This is a genomic window from Rhizobium sp. RHZ02, assembly GCF_014851575.1.
GTDB lineage: Bacteria > Pseudomonadota > Alphaproteobacteria > Rhizobiales > Rhizobiaceae > Rhizobium > Rhizobium altiplani.
Genome location: NZ_JACUZX010000016.1, coordinates 43,734 through 65,869 on the forward strand (window position 1 = coordinate 43,734; position 22,136 = coordinate 65,869).

Consider the following 22,136-nt stretch of genomic DNA (forward strand, 5'->3'; position numbering starts at 1 on the left):
TCTCATCTCCAGTCTTCTCCTCAAGGAAATGCCATGCGCCGACCCCCTTCCCGCATCCAGGCCGGTGATTATACGATCCTCGGCGCCACTCCTGACCAGGAAGGTACGAACTTCGCACTCTTCAGCGCTCATGCCGAACGCGTGGAGCTATGCCTTTTTTCCGATGATGGAAGACAAGAAATCGAACGAATTGAGCTTCCCGAGTACACCAACGAGATCTGGCATGGATATATTCCCGGTCTCAAGGCCGGGTCGCTCTACGGCTACCGCGTTGATGGACCGTATGAGCCCGAAAACGGGCATCGGTTCAATGCGAACAAACTGCTGGTTGATCCGTACGCCCGGGAGCTTGTTGGCGAAATCAACTGGGGCCAGGCCCAGTTTGCCTATCAGATGGAGGACCCTGAAAAGGACCTGGCATTCGATGACACCGACAGCGCGGCGGACATGCCGAAATGCCGCGTCGTTGATGCGAAAGCCTATGACTGGAAGGGGGATGCCAAGCCTTCGATCCCGTGGTCATCGACCATCTTCTATGAGTGTCATGTCAAAGGGTTTACGCAATTGCACCCGGCAGTCCCCCGCAATCTTCGGGGAACCTTTGAGGGCCTCGCGGACAAGGACATTATCGCCTACGTCAAGAGCCTTGGCATTACCTCCATCGAACTCTTGCCAATTCACTGGTTTCCCGACGATGCGCATCTCCTCGATAAGGGTTTGAGGAATTTCTGGGGCTACAACACCCTTGGTTTTTTTGCACCGGCCTCGCGCTACTACGGCCCTGACGCCATGGCCGGCTTTCGCGACATGGTCAGGGCCTTCCATGACGCCGACATCGAGGTGATCCTGGATGTCGTGTACAATCATACAGCCGAGGGCAATGAGCTTGGCCCCACGCTCTCGTTCAAGGGGATCGACAATTTCTCTTATTATCGGACGTTGCCGGGCGAGCCTCGCTACTACATCAACGATACCGGTACCGGAAACACGATCAACACGTCGCATCCCCGAGTGCTGCAAATGGTGACGGACTCCCTTCGCTACTGGGCTGAGACCATGCACATCGACGGGTTCCGCTTTGATCTCGGCACCATTTTAGGACGCGAGCCGAAAGGCTTCGACCAGCGTAGCGGGTTCTTCGATGCAATCGGCCAGGACCCGGTGCTTTCAAAGGTGAAACTCGTGGGCGAGCCATGGGACATAGGACCAGGTGGTTATCAAGTCGGTGGCTTTCCACCCGGATGGGCTGAATGGAACGATAAATATCGAGATACGCTTCGCAGTTACTGGCGGGACGAAGACGGGATGACGCAAGACTTCGCCGCCCGTGTGCTCGGTTCCGGCGATATCTACGATCTGCGCGGGCGCAGGCCATGGGCTGGCATCAACTTCATCACGGCGCATGATGGCTTCACGCTCAACGACCTCGTCTCCTATAATGAAAAGCATAATGAAGCGAACGGCGAAGACAACCAGGACGGCCACAACGACAATCAAAGTTTCAATTATGGCGTGGAAGGTCCAACAGGTGATGAAGCGATCAACATGGTGCGCGATCGGCAGAAACGAAACTTTCTGACGACGCTGTTCTTGTCCCATGGGACGCCCATGCTGCTGGCTGGTGATGAGTTCGGCCGGAGCCAGATGGGCAACAATAATGGCTACTGCCAGGATAGCGAGGTGAGCTGGGTGCCCTGGGATAACCTTCCAGCCAGTGCCGAGGAACTACGGGAATTTTCGACGCGGCTGATCAAGCTGCGCCGTCAGCACCCGATCTTCAGGCGCGAGAACTGGCGCGACGGCATGGCTGTCACCTGGTTCAATCCAGTCGGCGGAGTACAGACCGAGGAACATTGGTCCGATCCTGGAAGCACGACCATTGGCCTGAGGCTATCGCAATCCGATTGTTCCGACGAAGGATGGAATGACGTCCTTCTTCTGTTCAATCCTCACGACGGTGACGTGGACTTCAAGCTTCCCGCGGATAAGGATGACTGGATAACAGTCCTGACAACAACCAATCCCGATGCCCGTGAAGAAACGATTGAAGCCGACGAATACCGCCTCTCCCCGCGAAGCGTCGTTGTTTTGAGATCCGGCACCCCCGCGTGATGCGAGAAGTCGGCGCAGAAAGACAGAACGCTAAACTAACCGTTTTTGGCCAAGTGGCTATTGCCGAAATCGATCGGGGCGTCGCCGTGTACCCTTTTTCAGCGCTGCAAGGTTTCGTCGCTCTTCGAGAAAATAGTCGAGATACCCGACCAAGGCGTAGGTGAGGTATCGAGCGCTCGCAACGAGCACTATTATCAATGTGGTGACGATAGCAAACGTCATCGTGATCTCCTATGCGGATGACAAAACCACCAGCGTTGCCGAAGGTTTCCGGCAATCGTCACTGTTTCTTGATGTCGCGGGAATCTTGCTATTTCAGTCGTGGCCCGCCGGTTCAGACAAATCACTCATCGGCCGTCTTTCCCAGCGTATCTGCAACATAGGCACCGCGGGCTCCCATAGGCAACGCGGCGCCGGTCGTCGTATCCCTTGCGGTTTGATGCTCCAGTTCTGCATTCAATTCGCCGCCTACGATCAATATGACAAACGACAGCCAGGTCCAGACAAGGAAACCCATCAGCGCCCCCAAAGTACCATAGGTTGCGTTGTAGTTGGCGAAATGGTCGAGATAGAACGAGAAGCCGGTTGACATTAAAAACCAGGCCAGCGTCACGAGAGCGGCCCCCCAGGTCATCCACCGAAGCTTTGCCGGTTCGCGACTTGGTCCGAACCGGTATACGGCAGTTGTTGCGATCGCCGCAATCAGGAGGAGGAAAGGCCAGCGCAGCAAAAGGACCAGATTTTCCTTGAATTGATCGAGCCACAGATAGGACAACAAGACGGGCATCACCGCGACCAGTCCAATCATCAAGGTTGCAGCAAGCATTGCGCAAAGCGTGAAACAGAGACCAAGCACGTTCAGCCTGATCAGACCGCGCTTTTCCGTTTCCTCATAAGCGATATTCATTGCGTCGAAAATGGCAAGCGTAGCGCTGTGAGTGCTCCATACCGCGACTGCCAGGCCGACAAAGAATGTCAGCCCCAGCGTGCTGCTTCTCGCTTCAACGAGGCTCCTGATCCGATCGGCGATGAGGTCGAACGCGCCTGGCGGCAACAATGCCGAGAGTTCGCGCAAGTGATCAGCCATTGTCGCCGGGTCTGCAACCAAACCATAGATGGCAACAAGGGCGGCGAGCGCGGGAAAAAGCGCCAGGAGGAGATAGAAGGTCACGCCGGCCGCGATGAGTGCCACGCGGTCATCAAGAACCTCATGAACCACGCGCCAAAAGACGTCGCGGAGGCCTTTCATTGGTATGGCCTCTGGAACCTTGGCGTGTCTACCCCTCCCATGATCTTCTGCAGCGGTTTGTACGGCGCCGTTCGCCGCGCTTCGCGTCGTAGTGAGCAGGCCGAAAAGAGCCATCGACAGAATGAGCAGTGTCGTTGTGCTTGAAGATTTCATGGCAGACGCCTCGGGGCCTTTGCGAGTATTGCCACTCGATAACGCACTTACCCGGAAAAGGATGCAGTGAACCGGAAAGTCGAGGCCCGACACTTCATAGGCACTGCCGCCGCAAGTGCCAGTTAGAGGGCGGAACAAAAGATCGCCTCCATTGTTTGGATTCGCGCAACCAAGAAGTGAGTGGACCAACTCACAGAAATCGAATTTATGGAGAGGAAATGGTTTACGGGCCGGCCGCATCTCGGCAGGGACCGGACACTATCTAGAGTCGAAAGGCAAGAATGACTCGTGAGGGAAATCGTGGCCAATAAGGACCTAAATAACCATGGCTTTCCGCTCAACCTGTTCGCCGGCAAAAGAATCTTGGTCGTTGAAGTGGATTACTTTGTGGCGGACGAAGCTCGGCGGCTCCTGGAGGCAGCTGGCGCGAGGATCACGGGGGCGAGCGTCCCGTTTGCTATCAACATGATTGACCCTGAGGCAACCGACGCCGCCATCCTTGATATCAGGTTGGACGTGGAAGCAGCTTTTCTGATTGCGGATCGGTTGTACAGCTTCAGAATTCCATTCGTGTTTGCGACCTCACACGTTGACACCAGCGTTAAGGATAGCTTCGGCGGTTTTCACCTTTGCGAAGACGTCCATGCATTGGGTGATATTGCGCTCGCTCTATTTTCCACAAAGCACCATTAAGCCCCGGACGAGACCCACTCTCGCGGATGATCGGAACTTTTAGGGCACGAACCTGTTTCACCTGATCCGTCGTCTTCCAAGGCACTCGTCATCGCGCACTTAAGGCGGGATGGCGCCGGAGGCTCCGTCATGACTGGAAACCGCAGCAGTAACAGGCTTATTAACAGCCTTTCCGATCACGACTATGATCTGATCTCGACGGGCCTCGAGGAAGTCGATCTTCCCCAAGGCTTCCACCTCGCCACGGCCGGGCAGTCATTCAACCATGTCTATTTTCCCTGCAATGGCATTGCTTCGGTCATTGCAGTGTCTCCCAAGGGCCGGCGGGCAGAGGCAGGAATGGTGGGGCGGGAAGGGTTTACGCCCATAGGAGGGCTTGTAAGGCCAAGTGAGGGCCCATTCGATATTGTCATCCAGGTCGCGGGGCATGGCCTGCGGCTGAAGCTCACGGCGTTGCACGGTCCTGTCAACAGCAGTCCGGCGCTGAGGGACCTTTTGCTTCGTTATCTCGTGGCGTTCAACCATCAAGTTGCTTTTACCGCACTTTCCAATGCATCCCATACGATCGATGTTCGGCTGGCGCGATGGATATTGATGTCGCAGGATCGGATGCAAAGCTCCCAGATCGCCCTGACGCACGACTATCTTTCTCTGATGCTCGCCGTACGAAGGCCCTCGGTCACAATTGCGCTGCACATGTTGGAAGGGCAACGTCTTATTCGATCAGAGCGCGCTTTGGTTGTGGTGCGGGATAGAAGCGGTCTTGAAGACTATGCAGGGGACGCATATGGCGCTCCCGAGCGAGAGTACCGTCGATTGATGGACATAGACCAGGTCAAAACCACACCAAGGGTCGGTGCTGTGGCGCCGCTGATCTAGAGTACGAAATGACGGGCAGCGGTGCATGTAGATCGCACGCGATTGCCATTCCTTTCATCACCTGCAACAGCGCCAACGCCCCTGGCAATTCGGATATAGGTCTGCTTAAATCCACTGTGTCCGTCATTCTTTAAAAACAAGAATTCTACTGTCGAATCCGGTCATAGCGGGTGGCATGCCTGAGGGCCGCACGTGCGATGGCGGCAGAGACCTGTTCTTCGCTTAATGGCTTCATGATCACTTCACTGGATCCAGGCCGGCTCTCAGACCTTCCGGCCCCGGTTACATAGATGACCTCCAGTCGGAACATGTCGATGAGCTTGCGCCCCATAGACGCTCTGGTCGGTCCGTCGGCAAGTTTGAGGGCGACTAGAGCAATGTCTGCGGTGGCTGCGTAGGCGAGAGCCTGCTCCATTCTCTGCAGCGGACCGACGCTTCGATGCCGCGCCGCCTCGACAATGGACTGGAGGTCCTTGGCAAGGACGTAATCGTCTTCAACGATCATGATGCTCATCTTTTTCATTCCTCCCCAACCATATGTAGATCACTGGTCACTTCGCGTCAGCGGTCGACACCGTAGACGTGCCGCAAAAGCGCTGGAGGGCTGTATTCATTAAGCAGACTGCCCCTTTCAATCGTTAGGCCTGGCGCGCCTTTCAATCACCAATAGGGAACTTTGCATGTCCTTTCCCGGTTAGCACATCAGGCGGAGGCGCCAGACTGGTGCGATCATTCCTGCCGGACGGAAAGGAAAGGCCATGGTTTCGCCAGCTCAGTCCTCGGTGACAAACAAGCTGCTGAACATCCTGCCTGAAAGCGACTACGGCCAAATTGCGCAAGATCTTGAATTCCTCAAGCTTTCGCGGGGTACTGTCGTTGCCCATGCAGGGCAGCCCATCGATTACATCTATTTTCTCACGTCAGGTATCGGATCGATTATCGCGTCGACGCCCGAGGGCAACCGGGCCGAAGCAGGAATATTCGGCTCCGATGGCTATGTTCCAACCTCTGCCGTGGCGAGTACGGAAAACAGCCCCCACGAAGTGGTGATACTTCTCGATTCGGAGGCCTATCGCATGGATTATGGGCGTTTTCGCGGATGGATGGACCAAAACCGGAATTTTTCCAAAGTGATGATCCGTTCGATTGAGGCCTTCTCGGTCCAACTGACCTACACCGCCATTTCAAACGCAATCCACGACGTTACCGAGCGACTGGCACGCTGGATTCTAATGTGCCATGACCGTGTGCCGGGCGATGAAATCGGGCTTACGCATGAATTTATCTCCCTGATGCTCTCGGTTCGAAGGCCGAGTGTCACGACCTCATTACACATCCTCGAGGGTAACGGCTTCATCAAGTCGGAGCGGAGCAATATTATCATGCGCAACCGACCTGCAATGGAGGAGTTCGCCCGCGACGCCTATGGCAAGCCGGAAGAGGAATATCGACGGTTGATGAAAAACCTGTTCTGAACGGAGAGCAAAGACGCAAGCGCCTGATCAGAGATCGCCGATCAGGCGTCGGTATTCTTCTTCCGGCTTGCCGTAGGCATTTCCTGCAAACTCTTCCATTCCACGCCTGTCACGGATCATGATCCGTCCGCGCTCGGATCGGATAAACCTTTTGCCCTCGAGTACATGGAGCGCAGTTGTCACGCTCGGTCGCCTAACAGAGAGCATCAAAGAGATAAAGTCGTGGGTCAGGGCGATTTCATCACCGTCAACCCGGTCATGCGACATGAGTAGCCAGCGCGCCAATCGCACGTCAATCTGGTAATTTGCGTTCGACAGGGCAGTGAAGGAGATCTGCGATGCGAACGTCTGGATAAAGCGCGCCAGAAGATTGGCGAAAGCAGGATATTGAGAAATCGCCTGCAGCGCCGCATCTAATGTCATTCTATATCCGTATCCTTCTACCTGCATCAATACCTCGTGGACGCTGATCGTGCCACCGACGCCTGCCGACGTCGGCGAAAAGCCCTCGCGTCCAAACATCCCCGCTTCAGCTCTTTGGCGGCCTGAGGACACTGTAATGACGGAGCCGATCCCCCTGCAGAGGAAGTAGACGTGCTCGATGAGAGTCTCGGCCTTAACAATGACGAAGCCCTGGGGAAGATGAACTGCCTCAAGTGATGGCACAATGGCGCGGAACTCCTCATCAGGAAGGCGGGCCAGGAGCCGATTTTGCATGGTGGATCGATCAGCGACGGACATTGGACTCAGAATGAGAGGGAACACGAACGACAGGATCGTCGCTGCACGATTCAGCTTCACCTGCGCATTGCCGGCTGTATAACATCCTGTTGTTGCCTATGTTTTTGCGTACGCTGGCAGACCGTCGAGATGCAGGTGCCCGGTCAGATAGGCACGCCTGGGCGCCCGTCCTTGGTTTTGAGCCGGCTTGCGCAAGAGCACTTGCCGAGCGATGCCCTGCGACAAAAAACACATAGGCTGTGAAGCATCTCACCAAATCCAGTTTGCATCGGAGCGCGCGCATCGTCTTCCGACGCAATTCTCCTGGCGTGCCAAAGGGAACAACCTTCAAGATTGGAGGTTGTCTCAGTCGAGCACGGAGGAAAAACCGATGAAAGTACGAGAGGTGATGACCACAAAAATCGTCACGGCTGGTCCTGGCGCTCGAATTCGCCGTGTCGCGCAGCTGATGTCGGAAGTGGATACCGGGATAATCCCGATCATTGACGGAGACGCCATTGGTGTCGTGACCGACCGAGACATCGTCATACGAGCCGTGGCCGAGGGAATATCCTGTGATCAACCCGTTTCCAGTATCATGACGTCTGGAATAGAGGGCTGTCTAGAGGAGGACGATCTCCTGGAAGCGGCCGCACGGATGTCGGAGCTTCAGATGCGTCGGCTTGTCGTGTTCGATGCAGCCGGAACCGTTTCCGGGATCCTCTCCCTTGGCGACATCGCAGTCCGACAGGAGGAAATGGCCGGTGTCGCATTGGAGGAAATATCTGATGACACTCACCGGCGGGACTAAGGCCCGAGTTTCAGAAAGCGGCTCTTCCGCGGGCCGTTTCCGGGAAAGTTACAGGGGAGTTCAATGCAGGGTTCAACGAACAGAGACGGTTGGTCGCCAGCCGACGAAGAGGACCTTAAGACGGCAAATCCTCCCTCGCGGGCTCGGTTTGAAAAGACGGGACGCGAACAAGCTCTCCTCTTTGCTCAGGAGGAAATTACGCGGTTGCGGCTCGAGATCGACGAGATCGCACATGCCGTCGACAAGATGGCGACAACGGTTTCGACGCCCGACAGTCGAGTGATCCGGCTCGCCCCCCTGATCCTTTTGACCACGCTCGCAGCCCTTTGTTCCAGGAACAGATAGAGTCAGCCGGCCGGGCCAACGAGAATTGATCTTTGCCAATCTGTGATCGGTAATCGTCGCAGCATGTCCGAACGAAACACATGAATTCTGTTGGTTGCCAGGCACAGCCGAAATCGCGAAGCGAAACCTGCAATTCACTTTTTTCTAAGAGTTGGCTGTCAAACAGAGATCGCGCGATTTGTCTGGCGTTCGCGCCCAAAGGTGTTTCTATGACGCTCAAGCCCGCTCTTATCGGTGTCTGGTTATTGGCTGGTGTCTTGTCGATACTCGTCGCTATCAATCCATTTGGGCGTCATGACATTGACGCGTCCACAACCGCGTCAATTCCCGACCGGTAGATCGGTTGACGCCGGACTGAGCGACGCGTTTGTCCTGGTGAGCGACTATCAATGGCGGCCCGACTGCACGGTCGACCCTTGGGGAGTTTTTGCCTGCTGGAGGGCTTCCTTCAGCTGGGCCTGCGAGAAGGGTTTGGTCAGTCTGATCAGTTCAGTTAGCTCCTGATCGTCGGGCAACTCAGCATAGCCGGATGCCAGTATGATCGGAAGCGACGAGAAGGAGTCGAGTATAATTCGGGAAAGCTCGGCTCCGGTCATACCGGGCATGGAATGATCAGTAATCACAATATCAAAACGCTTTTCTTCCCCAAGAAGCTGCAAGGCCTGCGATGCCGAGGTCACTTCAACGGCGATGTGACCGAGGTCCTCCAGCATCGCCACGGTTCCCATACTGACCAATGGATCGTCGTCCACCACAAGGACAGTAAGCTCTCCTGACAGCGGCGGGGCATCGGAGGCACCGTCAACACGCCCACCCGCAACCGGATCGCTCGACGTGTCGGCAACCGGCAACCAGACACTCACGGATGTCCCAGCCCCCGGCCTGCTTGCCAGCTCGAGCGCCCCGCCGGATTGGGCAGCCAGACCCTGGACCATCGATAGTCCGAGACCGGTGCCTTTTCCTGGCCCCTTCGTCGTGAAAAACGGCTCAGTTGCCCGCGCAAGCGTTGGTTCGTCCATTCCGGGGCCATCGTCCGTGACGCGGATACGCACGTAGCGACCATCGCTTAGTGATCCCGGGTGATCGGCAGCATCTACCTGGAGGATGATGGTGCCCGCCCCATCCATCGCGTCGCGCGCATTGACGAAAAGGTTCAAAAGAGCAAGTTCGAGCTGATTGGCATCGACAAGTATGCTCGGCAGCTCCGGGGCGACGTCTAGTTTGATGTCGATGCCCTGGCCCACGGCCTTGACGAGGAGATCTTCAATGTTGGCAAACAGCTGTTCAAAATCGACAGTGGTCGGCTTCAACTCCTGACGCCTGGCAAAGGCAAGCAGGCGCTGGGTCAGGGCCGAACCGCGTTCGGCAGCCTGAATGGCATTGCCGAGCAGTCGCTCGCTGCGATTGTCCTCGGGCAAGCGCTTCTTCAAGAGGCTCAGACTTCCAAGGATTGCCATCAGAAGGTTGTTGAAATCATGCGCCACACCGCCGGTCAGCTGACCGATCGTGTCGATCTTCTGAGCTTCGAACAATTGCGCGAGAGCCTCCTCACGCTCGCGTGTCCTTTGTTCGATGCGGTGTTCCAGCTCCTCATTCAACCGGCGCAGTTGCTCCGATGAGGCCTCGAGTTCGGCGGTGCGCTGGCTGACCCTTTGTTCCAACTCGCTGTTCAGCCTCTCGAGCTCCTTGGTCTTGCGATAAAGGTCGGTGAAGACCCGCACCTTGGCCCGCAGGACGTCGGGCACGATTGGAACGGAGACGTAGTCGACAGCACCTGCAGCGTATCCTCGCAGCCGATCAGGCTCGGTCATCATGACCGCCGAAACAAAAATGATCGCAGTGTTCTGGTAACGCGGATGTTCGCGGATCATGCTGACAAGCTCGAAGCCGTCCTGTTCGGGCATGCACACATCGGCGAGAATGACCGCTATCTCGTTGCGAAGAAGATGTTCAAGTGCCTCCCTGGCGGACTGAGCTTTGATCAGGTTTTCACCGAGATCCTTGAGGATGACCTCATAGCTCAAGAGCTTCGCCGGTTGATCGTCCACGAGAAGGATGTTCAATCGTTCCAATCCCGCCTCCCTCACCGATGCAGCCACATGCGCAAAGCAGACAGCAATTGCTCGGTATTGACCGGCTTTGCCAGGTAGTCGGAGGCGCCGGCCTCCAGACATTTTTCACGGTCGCCCTTCATCGCCTTTGCGGTCAGCGCCAGGATCGGCAGCCTCTGGAAGCCCGGCCTGGCACGTATCGCCATCATTGTTTCGTAACCGTCCATGCCAGGCATCATGATGTCCATCAAAACGATGGCAACCAACGCTTCCCTTTCCAGAATCTCGATCGCCTCGCTTCCGGTGGTTGCCGTCAGAACCTTCATGCCTCGGCGCTCGAGAACACTGCTGAGAGCAAAGATGTTCCGCGCGTCGTCATCAACAAGCAGCACCGTCTCGCCAACCAGACTTTCGTCTGAACTATGGAGCTGCTGGAGCATCCTCTGCTTTTCGGTCGGTAAGTCAGCAACGACGCGGTGCAGGAAGAGCGCCGTTTCGTCCAACAGCCGTTCGGGCGATTCAACGCCCTTGACGACGACGCTGCGCGCCATGCTGTGCAAACGGCTGTCGTCGTCGGGAGACAGTTCCCGACCGGTGAAGACAACCACGGGAACTTCGGCGATATCGCCATCAGCGTGCATCTTCTCGAGGACGTCAAAGCCGGACATGTCGGGCAGGGTGAGATCGAGAACGACACAATCGGCCGGATCACGCTTCAGGGAAGCCAGGGCGTCGCCACCTGACCCGACGCTTTCAATCTCGATATCGTCATGGCCGAGGAGCGCTGCTACGCTTGCGCGCTCGGCCTCGTTGTCGTCGACGACGAGCAGTCGCCGACGCCGTGACTGCGCATAGGTTTTCAGCCGCGATAGGGCCTCGCCAAGCCCCTCCGACGTGGCCGGCTTTTTGAGGAATGCAAAGGCACCCCGTGTCAACCCATGCTGCCTGTCGTCGTCGAGACTGACAATCTGAACGGGGATGTGCCGCGTTTGGACGTTCTGCTTAAGCTGGCTGAGAACACTCCAGCCGAGCATGTCAGGCAGGAAAATGTCGAGCGACATTGCCGTCGGCTGATATTCCTGCGCCAAAGCCAGCGCTTCACTGCCGCGTTGGGCGACGATAACCTTGAAGCCACGATCGTGGGCAAGATCCATCAGGATACGCGAGTAATGGGGATCGTCTTCGACCACGAGAAGTACCAAATCGGTGGCCGCGACTTCTTCACGATCATCCAGCAAGCGTTCAGCCGGTTTGTCGCCCCGTCTAACGGCCGCGACCTCGGCAAGCTGTACGACATTGGTCCCTTCGGCCACTACCCTTGCCGTCGTTGAACCGGCATAGGTGAGCGGCAGGAAAAGCGTGAATGCACTGCCTGCTCCCGGATTGCTGCGAAGCTGAATTTCTCCGCCAAGCAAATTTGCGAGCTCACGGCTGATGGCAAGTCCAAGGCCCGTGCCACCGTACTTACGGCTCGTCGACGCATCGGCCTGCTGGAATGCCTCAAAGATGATGCGCTGCTTTTCGAGTGCAATGCCAATGCCGGTATCCGTCACCTCAAACGCGATCACCGATGCCGCGGCTTTCAGGGATGGGTGGTCTGGCGACCAGCCATTTTCGACCATGGCGACCTTCAGTGTCACCCCACCCTCGGCAGTGAATTTGAACGCGTTCGACAAGAGGTTCTTCAGAATCTGCTGCAGCCGCTTAGCGTCTGTCATGATGCTGTCGGAAACGTTTGCCGCAATCTCCACGGCGAAAGAAAGTCCTCGATTGTCGGCTTCGTGCCCGAAGGGTCGCGCCATGGCTTCCAGAAGGCTGCTGATCCTTATCTCTTCCGCATCGACCGATACTGTTCCCGACTCGATCTTGGACAGATCGAGAATATCGCTGATCAGGTTCAAAAGATCGGTACCGGCAGCATGGATCGTTTTTGCAAATTCGACCTGTTTGCCCGAAAGGTTGCCTTCCGGATTGTCACCGAGCTGCTGGCCGAGGATCAGGATGGAGTTGAGAGGTGTCCGCAACTCATGCGACATGTTGGCGAGAAACTCGGACTTGTATTTCGATGTCAGGGCAAGCTCCGTGGCCTTTTCTTCAAGCGCCCGGCGCGCCTGCTCGATCTCCTGGTTCTTGCCTTCTACCTCGACGTTTCGCTCCTCGAGTTGCTGTGCCTTTTGTTCGAGCTGCTCGTTTGTCTGCTGCAATTCGCGTTGCTGGGTCTGAAGTTCTCCCGCCAGCTGCTGCGATTGCTTGAGCAAGCCCTCCGTCTGCATCGTCGCCTCAATGGAGTTGAGCACAATACCGATCGAGGTCGTCAATTGATCCAGGAACGACAGTTGCAGCTCGCTGAAGGTCCCGGCAGAGGCCAGTTCAATGACGGCTTTGACCTGACCCTCGAAATGAACCGGAAGGACCACGGCGCTGCGTGGCAATGTTGAAAATACACCCGAACTGATCGGAACGACGTTGCTTGGCAAATCGGTGATGACGATTGCCCTTGCATCACTGGCGCATTGCCCGACAAGGCCCTGCCCCAATTCGAGCCGCTTCGGGTGTTCTGTCTCCAGGCCCTGCGCATAAACGGAAAGAAGCGACAAGACCGGACGATCCGTCTCTGCGTCGACCTGATAGATGACCCCCTGATGCGCCCCGACCAGCGGCGCCAACTCCGAAAGCAGCATTTTTCCAACCACGGTCAGGTCGCGCTGACCCTGCAGCATGTTGGTGAAGCGTGCAAGGTTCGTCTTCAGCCAATCCTGCTCGGTATTGCGCTCGGTGGTGAGACGCAGGTTGTCGATCATCGTGTTGATATTGTCCTTGAGTTCGGCGACCTCGCCTCGCGCGTCGACCTTGATCGAACGCGTCAAATCACCCTTTGTCACGGCCGTGGCCACTTCTGCGATGGCGCGCACCTGTGTTGTCAGGTTGGCGGCAAGGAGATTGACGTTGCCCGTCAGATCCTTCCATGTGCCAGCAGCGCCTGGTACATTCGCCTGGCCGCCAAGGCGGCCCTCGACGCCGACTTCGCGGGCAACGCTCGTCACCTGATCGGCAAAGGTCGCAAGGGTGTTCGTCATATTGTTGATCGTTTCTGCCAGCGCAGCGACCTCGCCTTTTGAAGCCACGGTCAAATTCTGCTTGAGGTCACCGTTTGCCACAGCTGTCACGACCTTGACGATGCCGCGGACCTGTTCGGTGAGATTGGCCCCCATGACGTTGACGGTATCGGTAAGGTCCTTCCAGGTGCCGGCGACACCAGGCACCTGCGCCTGGCCGCCGAGCTTGCCTTCGGTCCCGACCTCGCGCGCCACACGCGTCACCTCGCCGGCAAACGCATTCAGCTGGTCCACCATGGTGTTGATGGTGTTCTTGAGTTCGAGGATTTCGCCCTTCACATCGACAGTGATCTTGCGAGACAGGTCCCCGCGGGCGACAGCAGTCGTCACTTCGGCGATGTTGCGGACCTGGGTGGTCAGGTTGGCTGCCAGAAGGTTGACGTTGTCGGTAAGGTCCTTCCAGGTTCCAGCAACACCTGGCACCACGGCCTGGCCGCCAAGACGGCCATCCGTTCCCACCTCGCGGGCCACGCGCGTAACTTCGCCGGCAAAGGAGCGCAGCTGATCTACCATAGTGTTGAGCGTATCCTTGAGGAGCAGGATCTCGCCGCGAACATCGACCGTAATCTTACGCGACAGATCACCGTTGGCGATCGCCGTTGCAACTTCGGCAATGTTGCGAACCTGGGCGGTCAAATTCCCGGCCATGGAGTTGACGCTGTCGGTAAGGTCCTTCCAGGTGCCGGCGACACCCGCGACCTGGGCCTGTCCGCCGAGCTTGCCCTCGGTTCCGACTTCACGCGCGACACGCGTCACCTCTCCGGCGAAGGCGTTCAACTGGTCCACCATCGTGTTGATGGTGTTCTTGAGCTCCAGGATCTCACCCTTGACGTCGACGGTGATCTTGCGAGACAGGTCGCCTCTTGCGACCGCGGTTGTGACTTCGGCGATATTGCGCACCTGACCGGTCAGATTCGACGCCATGAAGTTGACGTTCTCAGTCAGATCTTTCCAGGTGCCGGCGACACCTGGAACCTGGGCCTGTCCGCCGAGTTTTCCCTCTGTTCCCACTTCACGGGCGACACGCGTGACCTCCGAGGCGAAACGGTTCAGCTGATCGACCATTGTGTTGAGGGTTTCCTTTAGTTCAAGGATTTCCCCGGACACGGAAACGGTAATCTTCTTCGACAGATCGCCATTGGCGATCGCTGTCGAGACCTCGGCGATATTGCGCACCTGCGCCGTCAGGTTGCCAGCCATGGAATTCACACTGTCAGTCAGGTCTTTCCAGGTACCGGCAACGCCAAGCACATTTGCCTGGCCACCGAGCCTTCCTTCCGTTCCGACCTCGCGCGCAACACGAGTGACTTCGCCGGCGAACCCGTTCAGCTGATCTACCATGGTATTCAAGGTTTCCTTCAGCTCGAGAATCTCGCCGGAAACCGGAACGGTGATTTTCTTCGACAGGTCGCCCTGGGCAACGGCGGTCGCCACCTCAGCGATATTGCGCACCTGGCCCGTGAGGTTCGATGCCATGGAGTTGACCGAATCTGTCAGATCCTTCCAGGTTCCTGCGACGTCGCGGACATTGGCCTGGCCCCCGAGCCGGCCTTCGGTACCAACCTCTCTTGCAACGCGGGTTACTTCTGAGGCAAACGCGTTAAGCTGGTCGACCATCGTGTTGATCGTTTCCTTAAGTTCGAGAATCTCGCCCTTGACGTCGACGGTGATCTTTTTGGACAGATCGCCATTGGCGATCGCAGTTGAAACCTCGGCGATGTTTCGGACCTGGGCGGTGAGATTTCCGGCCATCGAGTTGACGTTTTCGGTCAGATCCTTCCAGGTGCCAGCTGCACCGCGGACATTGGCCTGTCCGCCAAGGCGCCCTTCGGTTCCGACCTCACGCGCAACACGGGTTACTTCGGAGGCGAATGCGTTAAGCTGGTCGACCATCGTGTTGATGGTTTCCTTGAGTTCGAGAATTTCGCCCGAAACGGTGACCGTGATCTTTTTCGACAGGTCGCCGCTTGCGATCGCCGTCGAGACCTCGGCGATGTTTCGGACCTGAGCAGTCAGATTCGAGGCCATGGAATTGACGTTGTCGGTCAGATCCTTCCAGGTCCCGGCGACACCATGCACCTGCGCCTGGCCGCCAAGACGGCCCTCGGTTCCCACTTCACGCGCGACGCGCGTGACTTCTCCGGCAAATCCGTTCAGCTGATCCACCATGGTGTTGATGGTTTCCTTCAGCTCCAGGATCTCGCCCGAAACGTCAACGGTGATCTTGCGCGAAAGATCTCCACGCGCCACAGCTGTGGTCACCTGGGCGATATTTCTGACCTGCGCAGTCAGGTTGCCGCACATTGCATTGACGCTGTCGGTCAGGTCCTTCCAGGTCCCGGCGACGCCCGGCACCAGGGCCTGCCCACCAAGCTTTCCTTCGGTGCCGACCTCACGTGCGACACGGGTCACCTCGGAGGCAAAGGAACGCAACTGATCGACCATGGTATTGATCGCTTCCTTCAGCTGCAGAATTTCGCCCCTGACGTCCACTGTGATCTTCTTTGAGAGATCGCCATTGGCGACAGCGATTGTGACATCGGCAATGTTGCGCACCTGGGCCGTCAGGTTCGATGCCATGGAGTTGACGCTCTCGGTCAGATCCTTCCAGACGCCGGTTACCTCCGGCACTTGCGCCTGCCCGCCCAGCTTTCCATCAGTACCGACCTCGCGCGCCACGCGCGTGACCTCGGAGGTAAAGAGGCTCAACTGCTTGATCATGGTATTGACGATGTCGGCCGATCGAAGGAACTCGCCCTTGAGTGGACGGCCCTCGACATCGAGCGGAACAGTCTGCAACAGGTCGCCCTTGGCGATGGCCGTTATAGTGTGGGTGACAGCAGTGGTTGGCCACAAAAGATCATCAATGAGGTGATTGATGGATCCTTCCATTGCCGCCCACGAGCCATCCGACAATCCAAGGCGCACGCGTGTGTTCGTCCTGCCTTCCCACCCGACAACCTCGCCGACGTGATCCAACTGTTGAGCCAGGCGTTGATTTGCCGCGATGATGTCATTGAGGGCATCAGCGATCTTGCCGGTCTTACCAGTCAGATCCGAGCGCATGCGAACGGAAAAGTCACCTCTTCGCGCTGAGAGAAGGACATCGAGCAGCGCAGCGGAATCCTCCGCCGCCAAGGGCGCATCGTCCGCAAGGACATTATGGATTACAGGATCGATCGCGCGCTTATGTTCACCTGAACTGGTCACCACACAGCCTCCCTCAAACCAGCGCTTAACTAGCGCGGCGGAAAGGAAATTCTATGTGCGCTATCAAACCGATAGACTGCATCGGCGCCAAGGAGGCGTATTTCTTGACCTGATGCCGTTGAGCGTACGCTATGGTACAAAGATTTCGGGGTGGGATTGATCAGGAAGCGGCCTTTTGCTGCTTCCAATTGCGATAGGGAAGCAGAAGCATCCCCGGATACCGCTTCTCGATTTCGCTTTCCGTCAGCGCAATTCTCGGCAGGACATCATCGAGATCCGGTTGCTGAGGGTTCTCGCTTGCCTTTTCGAGCAGTTCCATGACAGCAAACAGTTCATCGTCGATCATCGCCGCAAAGCGACGGGCAAGGTCATCGACAGGCGCGGCAAGGATTTTCTCTGACATAGTCGTCCACTCTCGTGATCCGGATCATACGCGCGGCAATACCGCGCGCGTTTCTAGCTGGAGCCGAGCGCGGCCCAAGAAACGATACAAATGTAGAGAAAGAAGAACATGAGCCCCACCCCACGATCAGAATGATCGCAAGCCGGCCAGCTCTTCGCTTGGTCTTTCTTTCGCCTGGCGAATTGGCGGTCGCCTCGATCGGATCTCTTGAACGTTCATCATCAGCTCTTGGCGGAAACGCCTGGTTCGGGCCTAACCCGTGCGGCGGTCCAAAGTTCCGCGGAACTCGGGGTTGCGCCCGGATCGGCGCCATTTTCCTGGCGGCGCCCCGATGCTGGACCCGGGAACAATAGCCACCGGCTGCGGTTTATCAGTCCACGACGTGATGTAAGGCATGGGCAATCGCGCAAGGACGATCAGGCGGAGGCCAGGCCCGTCCATGATCGCGGTTGCCCACCGCCCGCAACTTCGGAGGTTGGCATGATCTCAGGTGAGCAAGTAGGGGCAGCACGAGCACTCTTGCGATGGCGCCCGGAGGACCTAGCTGAAGCTGCGGGAATTTCTGTCGCGATCGTCAATGGAATGGAAGCACAACAGGGTCCCCTTCCTGACACCCCGTCGGTTCGGGCAATCGCCGATGCAATTGCTGCAGCAGGCGTCATGGTGTTTGGCGAAGGATCCGTCGACGGGGGCCCGGGCGTGCGGCTCATGGCAAAATCGTCCGCCGCAATCGACGTCAACGTGACCCAGACTGTCCAGTACAAGGAATTCCTGGAAAACGATACTCCTCCTGGTGTCGGCGGATGAGCTGGAGCTCTCCCGATGGGAACGGTACGTTTTCAAACCTCGCCATTACTTTAGGGATTTCTGATTGACCTATTAAGTCAAAGTCAAGGTGAATAGTCTGGCAACGTTTAGTGAAGGAGCCGACCATGTGTTTGCCGACCTACTGGGCAAGTATGTGCTGTGATGGACAAGAATTACCTGGGGGCCGCAGCCTTGGGTTCGGCACTCCGTAGTAAGCGAGGTCGTGGGACCCTTTAATGACCGGCGAGAGGGTTTCAAAGCCTCGATGAGGCACACATCGACGCCGCGGTGCTCACGCTGGATGAGCTTTGAGCCGAATAGCGGCACATCTCGGCTAGCGTTGAGGCGCCTTGCTGTTGTGCCGCTCCCTGTGTTTCAGGAGTCGGAACTCGCGAATCGCCCGGCAGAAGTTGACTTCGATCAGCTTGCCGGCTTCGATGTGCTGCTGAGCGGCAAGGCGCGAAACAGCGGCGGCGCGCTTTCCCGCCAAAATCATCTCCAAGAGACAATCTTGGCCGATAGATAAGTATCATCCAATGGAGAACGTCAAGGATGGCGAAGATTTCCCAGGAAAAGGGCAGTAACCGTTCGGAGGGCAATGGAGTTATTTTGAAAACTCTCGGGCGTAACCTCACCTACTCACTTATATTCGCGGGTCTTACTGCCGCTGCCACACGCTAATAATAGCGATGATGGATTGACGTTCGCCCGTGTGGTCGGAACCGAAACCTTGCCACGCCTGACGGAGGCTCATGCGCTCTGGAGAAAAAGAGGCTCAATCTCGAACGCTGCCGGTCCCAACCTTCGGCATTGCTGGTCCCTCCGCACCGGCAACGAATGGGGCTGCAACCGCCGCCGAGATTGATTGCGCAATCGCCATCTGGACGTCGAGAATACTTCGGCCCTTAATCTTGACGTCATAGTCGCTCGACCACACGACTGCACCGTCTGCCCCCCGGACCAGGCGTGCGATTGTTCGTACATCATCAGCCTCCAGGCGTATGCTGCCTTGCAGAGTGTATGTCGTGTCGGCCTCATTGGCGTTGGTTTTTGCGCCCTCCGTGATCACGACCAGTTCTTTGGACTTCACGAGATTGACGACGATTTCATTTTTCAGCCCACTCAGGACTTCATTCGAGACCCTCGTTTCTTCGTTGGTCGCAAAGGGCTTGACTAAAATCGTTGCCCTGCCGCCGCCCATGACTGGCTGCTTCGATGTAGTGTTATTTCTTTCGGTGAACGACGCCATCACCACGGCGGCAAGTACAATCATTCCAGCGGTGATCATGATCCAACGAGGCAATCTGCTTTCGCGCTTTGGCGGCTCGGTTGGCGGCTTCTCGGGCAATGACGCGCCTGCGGCACAGACCGTTTGCGCTTCATCTTCAGTCCTGGTGCCACCCTCAATCGCCCGTTTTGCGAAAGTTGGAACGTAACCGCCAGCCGGAACGGCAATCAGTACCTCATCCATTGAGCCGCTCGTCAGATAGTACCGCTCAAGAGCACTACGAAGCTGGCGTGCTGCCATTCGTACGCAAGGATCATTCTGCATATCGAATGAGGCGTCGCGTCCGAAAACGCTGGTTGCAATAGTGAATGCCTTCAGATAGGCGGCGCGTCCTTCGAGTGTCTCGTTCACGATGAACTGCAAAAACCTGTGCCCGCGATCGGGGAGAATGAAGTCTGGGCTCGACAGTATGCGATCCAGATGTTCTCGGACCTCGGCAGGAGAGGGGTGCGAGTGTACGCTTGCGGATTGACTTCTCATCGGGCTCCTTTCGACAAGTGCACAACTAGAAGAATATATAAATGACAGCTTATCGACATGTAATTACATGGCAATTAACTTTATTGAGATGACCCAAAAAAAGCCCCGCTAATTCACGGGTGGGGTTAGAACGGGCACGGAAACAGAACATACCGTAATTTACTTCCGTGGCGGCCCGCGGTTGCTACATTGTTATTGGGTAGACGATCGCCATTGGAGAACGATTGGATGGAGAAGGACGGCTGCCGTGCGACCGCGCAATCTGGATTGCGTCGGTTGATGCTCAAGCTGCCTGCGCAACGCCAACTGCTCCAGAAACTGCCCGCGTCCAGCTCATGGCGGTTTTTTTGCAATCTTATTGAAGCCTACGATGAGGGTTGCGTCGCACTGGAAGCCTTCCGGCGTGACGGTGCTGACCGCTTTTATATCGAGGAGTACGAGACGATGGTCGCTGAATTGGAAGCTGATGTCGTCCGAGACCTCGAGCGGGTTATCATTTGGCCTAACCACTGCCGAGCACGCATGTTGTTGGCTGGGGTCACAGAAAAAGGCCTCCCGATAATTCCAAAGGTGTGGCCGCTAAAGCGCCGCAACGCTGCTTAGCCTTGAATGTGATGATTGCTCTGCGGGCACGGCATTGCGCAGTGTTGATAAGGTAAAATACGCCCGCGTAACCATTTAGTGCACAGTTCCCGAATATCTGTGGGAAAGACGTGAAAGCTAACTCTAACCAAAAGGCTCTTTGCGACGCCGAGGCATAACAGTTCCGTTGTCGCTAGCCGCCGCAAACGCCAAGCTGATTGACTCACATCACGCGGTTTTTCACGAGGAATTGCATGCTAGTCGTATCCATATGCGAAGGTGAAGGTGAGCGTAACTTCGCTTGTACCGGACTAACTTTCGAAGATGAATTTGTGTTCATAGTTTCCTACGGAGTAACCTATCGATTTCGGACTGTCGAAATTATGGAAATTGTCCCGGTCTATAACGCTCAAGCGCGTCAGAGCGTCGGATTTTCTCCATGCAACCCATAACGGCCAAGAGCATATCATGGGGAGCAACCATGGGAGAACGAGATTCTCCGCGAAGCCCTTTCCAAAGCCCAGTCAAAAAAACCGATATCGCGGCCGATCTTGTTGCCGAAGGACGGGTCCCGAACCGACCACCTCGGTCCTTCGTTTGATCTCTCCATTGAGGCGCTCAATCGGGTTCATGCTGTGAAGCTTGGTCCAGTGTTGCTTGGGAAAGGTCATGTAGACGAGCACATCTTCCTCCACACTATCCATGAGGCCAGCAAGTTTCGGCACTTTCGGCCTGATCTGATCGGCGACGTTGCGCCATTGTTGGCTGGCGGCCTCGGGCGTGTCCTGGGCAAAAGCTGTTGCAATGAAAGCGGAGACCACGCGTCGGCCACTCCTGCCGGCATGGGCCAGCGCATTGCGCATGAAGTGAACCCGGCATCTTTGCCAAGTGGCGGAAAAGCCGCTCTCTCGGCCAGGACAAAGGCAACCTTGCGATTCGCGCGACCTGGCCCAGAGTTGCGATTAGGGCTCGACAGTCGTGGGTTGGTGTTCAGAGATGCCAACCTCATAACGCGCGCTCGTGCGCCTACCGACGGGCATCGTATGAGCCGCCATTGGGTTTTGCTGCAGCCTCTGCGAGCTTTTCACGAGCAAGGCGCAGGAGTTCTTCTCCGTCGCGTGTGCCTTGTTGCCACAGCGATGTTAGTAGAATCGCGATTTCAGCGACTGCTCTTCGGTCTCGCTCGACACCGTTCTCGCGGCACAACGTCTTCAGCGCGAGTTTGATGGTGGAGGAATCAGGAACCATTTGCAGGTCTATGCCCATCGGTTGCTTGCCTCCCGAGAGCTCCAGCATCGCGATAGTTCTATGGACATCGCCCTCACGATTAGACCTACTAGTTTTCTCGGCCCACACTGTGCTCGTACGCAAAAGGACTTTCCTGGTCGGCGGGACCGGGAAAGCCCTTGATCTTTCGCCGCGCGGGTCTCGGGCTGTGCGACTCGGATCAACCAGAGATTGCCTGATATTATTCGCCGAAGAAATCAGACTGAAGCCTGAATCTCGTTTGGACTTTGGTCTGACGAGTGGAAGGCGCTATCCTTCGGCCAATTGAGTGTAGCGGCGCAAAGTCACGGTCTAGGGACCGACGTTACCACTCCCCGCACGATAGGGTTGCCATCCACTTTTATTTTGCAAACTGCCTCTGCTCTCTCACCTGGCCGGTTTCGCTCTTTCAAGGTGACGGCGACTTGCTTTTGTTCTTCCTTGCTAGGGGGATAGCAAAACGACCATGCGTCGCTGAGATAGAATGGAACGTCCG

Annotated in this window: 18 protein-coding genes and 1 pseudogene; 8 read left to right on the forward strand and 11 right to left on the reverse strand. The window is 56.7% G+C overall.

Translation table 11 applies throughout. The annotated features are described in order from the left end of the window. Positions 1-33: 33 nt before the first annotated feature. The gene (glgX, locus tag IB244_RS20750; protein WP_192305399.1) at positions 34-2,112 is read left to right on the forward strand and encodes a glycogen debranching protein GlgX; all 2,079 of its coding nucleotides are present in this window, start codon (positions 34-36) and stop codon (positions 2,110-2,112) included. A gap of 57 nt (positions 2,113-2,169) precedes the next feature. Here glgX and IB244_RS20755 read toward each other — a convergent pair whose 3' ends face one another. Both IB244_RS20755 and IB244_RS20760 read right to left on the reverse strand, forming a co-directional pair. Next, entirely contained in the window at positions 2,170-2,334 is a 165-nt protein-coding gene (locus IB244_RS20755; protein WP_169683798.1) for a hypothetical protein, read from the reverse strand. 121 nt (positions 2,335-2,455) lie between these two features. Next, positions 2,456-3,475 carry a YihY/virulence factor BrkB family protein gene (locus IB244_RS20760; protein ID WP_409564078.1) on the reverse strand — a complete coding sequence of 340 codons (1,020 nt, stop codon included), beginning with the start codon at positions 3,473-3,475 and terminating at the stop codon, positions 2,456-2,458. Between the two features lie 327 nt (positions 3,476-3,802). Between IB244_RS20760 and IB244_RS20765 the strand changes: the two genes are divergently transcribed. Both IB244_RS20765 and IB244_RS20770 read left to right on the forward strand, forming a co-directional pair. Beyond that, positions 3,803-4,207, forward strand: coding sequence for a transcriptional regulator (locus IB244_RS20765; RefSeq protein ID WP_029792572.1), 405 nt, complete (start codon positions 3,803-3,805; stop codon positions 4,205-4,207). 129 nt (positions 4,208-4,336) lie between these two features. Further along, a complete protein-coding gene (locus tag IB244_RS20770) occupies positions 4,337-5,086 on the forward strand; it encodes a Crp/Fnr family transcriptional regulator (protein WP_029792573.1) in 750 nt (249 codons plus the stop codon). A 145-nt stretch (positions 5,087-5,231) separates the two neighbouring features. Here the strand turns inward: IB244_RS20770 and IB244_RS20775 are convergent, their stop codons facing one another. Next, a complete protein-coding gene (locus IB244_RS20775) occupies positions 5,232-5,600 on the reverse strand; it encodes a response regulator (RefSeq protein ID WP_029792574.1) in 369 nt (122 codons plus the stop codon). 244 nt (positions 5,601-5,844) lie between these two features. On the opposite strand from IB244_RS20775, the gene IB244_RS20780 reads away from it, so the two are divergent. Then, positions 5,845-6,561 carry a Crp/Fnr family transcriptional regulator gene (locus tag IB244_RS20780; protein ID WP_029792577.1) on the forward strand — a complete coding sequence of 239 codons (717 nt, stop codon included), beginning with the start codon at positions 5,845-5,847 and terminating at the stop codon, positions 6,559-6,561. A 27-nt stretch (positions 6,562-6,588) separates the two neighbouring features. Here IB244_RS20780 and IB244_RS20785 read toward each other — a convergent pair whose 3' ends face one another. Next, positions 6,589-7,302 (reverse strand): Crp/Fnr family transcriptional regulator, encoded by a 714-nt coding sequence (locus IB244_RS20785; RefSeq protein ID WP_029792578.1) that lies wholly within the window; start codon positions 7,300-7,302, stop codon positions 6,589-6,591. Positions 7,303-7,672: 370 nt separating this feature from the next. Between IB244_RS20785 and IB244_RS20790 the strand changes: the two genes are divergently transcribed. Both IB244_RS20790 and IB244_RS20795 read left to right on the forward strand, forming a co-directional pair. After that, positions 7,673-8,092 (forward strand): CBS domain-containing protein, encoded by a 420-nt coding sequence (locus tag IB244_RS20790; RefSeq protein ID WP_192305401.1) that lies wholly within the window; start codon positions 7,673-7,675, stop codon positions 8,090-8,092. Positions 8,093-8,155: 63 nt separating this feature from the next. Beyond that, positions 8,156-8,437 carry a hypothetical protein gene (locus IB244_RS20795; RefSeq protein WP_029792581.1) on the forward strand — a complete coding sequence of 94 codons (282 nt, stop codon included), beginning with the start codon at positions 8,156-8,158 and terminating at the stop codon, positions 8,435-8,437. Positions 8,438-8,823: 386 nt separating this feature from the next. On the opposite strand, the gene IB244_RS20800 is transcribed toward IB244_RS20795, so the two are convergent. The 3 genes from IB244_RS20800 to IB244_RS20810 all read right to left on the reverse strand — a co-directional run bounded on the left by IB244_RS20800 (position 8,824) and on the right by IB244_RS20810 (position 17,217). Next, a complete protein-coding gene (locus tag IB244_RS20800) occupies positions 8,824-10,509 on the reverse strand; it encodes a response regulator (RefSeq protein ID WP_029792582.1) in 1,686 nt (561 codons plus the stop codon). Between the two features lie 11 nt (positions 10,510-10,520). Then, complete coding sequence (locus IB244_RS20805) at positions 10,521-16,772, reverse strand: HAMP domain-containing protein (protein ID WP_192241897.1); 6,252 nt, start codon at positions 16,770-16,772, stop codon at positions 10,521-10,523. Between the two features lie 202 nt (positions 16,773-16,974). Continuing rightward, entirely contained in the window at positions 16,975-17,217 is a 243-nt protein-coding gene (locus tag IB244_RS20810; RefSeq protein ID WP_192305403.1) for a hypothetical protein, read from the reverse strand. Positions 17,218-17,697: 480 nt separating this feature from the next. On the opposite strand from IB244_RS20810, the gene IB244_RS20815 reads away from it, so the two are divergent. Further along, complete coding sequence (locus tag IB244_RS20815; RefSeq protein WP_029792586.1) at positions 17,698-18,024, forward strand: hypothetical protein; 327 nt, start codon at positions 17,698-17,700, stop codon at positions 18,022-18,024. Positions 18,025-18,358: 334 nt separating this feature from the next. On the opposite strand, the gene IB244_RS32380 is transcribed toward IB244_RS20815, so the two are convergent. Together IB244_RS32380 and IB244_RS20825 are read right to left on the reverse strand one after the other, a co-directional pair. Further along, the gene (locus tag IB244_RS32380; RefSeq protein ID WP_246733808.1) at positions 18,359-18,514 is read right to left on the reverse strand and encodes a hypothetical protein; all 156 of its coding nucleotides are present in this window, start codon (positions 18,512-18,514) and stop codon (positions 18,359-18,361) included. Between the two features lie 285 nt (positions 18,515-18,799). Continuing rightward, positions 18,800-19,663: a hypothetical protein gene (locus tag IB244_RS20825; protein ID WP_312867260.1), complete on the reverse strand. Its 864-nt coding sequence runs from the start codon at positions 19,661-19,663 to the stop codon at positions 18,800-18,802. 357 nt (positions 19,664-20,020) lie between these two features. Here IB244_RS20825 and IB244_RS20830 point away from each other — a divergent pair, with 357 nt between their 5' ends. After that, positions 20,021-20,395, forward strand: coding sequence for a nodulation protein (locus tag IB244_RS20830; protein WP_246733810.1), 375 nt, complete (start codon positions 20,021-20,023; stop codon positions 20,393-20,395). A 545-nt stretch (positions 20,396-20,940) separates the two neighbouring features. Here IB244_RS20830 and IB244_RS20835 read toward each other — a convergent pair. Then, positions 20,941-21,270 (reverse strand): annotated as a pseudogene (locus IB244_RS20835) (transposase); the annotation flags it as partial. A gap of 130 nt (positions 21,271-21,400) precedes the next feature. Continuing rightward, a complete protein-coding gene (locus IB244_RS20840; RefSeq protein ID WP_246733811.1) occupies positions 21,401-21,670 on the reverse strand; it encodes a hypothetical protein in 270 nt (89 codons plus the stop codon). Positions 21,671-22,136 lie beyond the last annotated feature (466 nt).

Coding starts and splice junctions, on each gene's coding strand:
- glgX (WP_192305399.1), top strand. CDS start 34: ATGCGCCGACCCCCTTCCCGCATCCAGGCCGGTGATTATACGATCCTC.
- IB244_RS20755 (WP_169683798.1), bottom strand. CDS start 2,334: ATGACGTTTGCTATCGTCACCACATTGATAATAGTGCTCGTTGCGAGC.
- IB244_RS20760 (WP_409564078.1), bottom strand. CDS start 3,475: ATGGCTCTTTTCGGCCTGCTCACTACGACGCGAAGCGCGGCGAACGGC.
- IB244_RS20770 (WP_029792573.1), top strand. CDS start 4,337: ATGACTGGAAACCGCAGCAGTAACAGGCTTATTAACAGCCTTTCCGAT.
- IB244_RS20775 (WP_029792574.1), bottom strand. CDS start 5,600: ATGAGCATCATGATCGTTGAAGACGATTACGTCCTTGCCAAGGACCTC.
- IB244_RS20780 (WP_029792577.1), top strand. CDS start 5,845: ATGGTTTCGCCAGCTCAGTCCTCGGTGACAAACAAGCTGCTGAACATC.
- IB244_RS20785 (WP_029792578.1), bottom strand. CDS start 7,302: ATGTCCGTCGCTGATCGATCCACCATGCAAAATCGGCTCCTGGCCCGC.
- IB244_RS20790 (WP_192305401.1), top strand. CDS start 7,673: ATGAAAGTACGAGAGGTGATGACCACAAAAATCGTCACGGCTGGTCCT.
- IB244_RS20795 (WP_029792581.1), top strand. CDS start 8,156: ATGCAGGGTTCAACGAACAGAGACGGTTGGTCGCCAGCCGACGAAGAG.
- IB244_RS20810 (WP_192305403.1), bottom strand. CDS start 17,217: ATGTCAGAGAAAATCCTTGCCGCGCCTGTCGATGACCTTGCCCGTCGC.
- IB244_RS20815 (WP_029792586.1), top strand. CDS start 17,698: ATGATCTCAGGTGAGCAAGTAGGGGCAGCACGAGCACTCTTGCGATGG.
- IB244_RS20830 (WP_246733810.1), top strand. CDS start 20,021: ATGGAGAAGGACGGCTGCCGTGCGACCGCGCAATCTGGATTGCGTCGG.
- IB244_RS20840 (WP_246733811.1), bottom strand. CDS start 21,670: ATGCTGGAGCTCTCGGGAGGCAAGCAACCGATGGGCATAGACCTGCAA.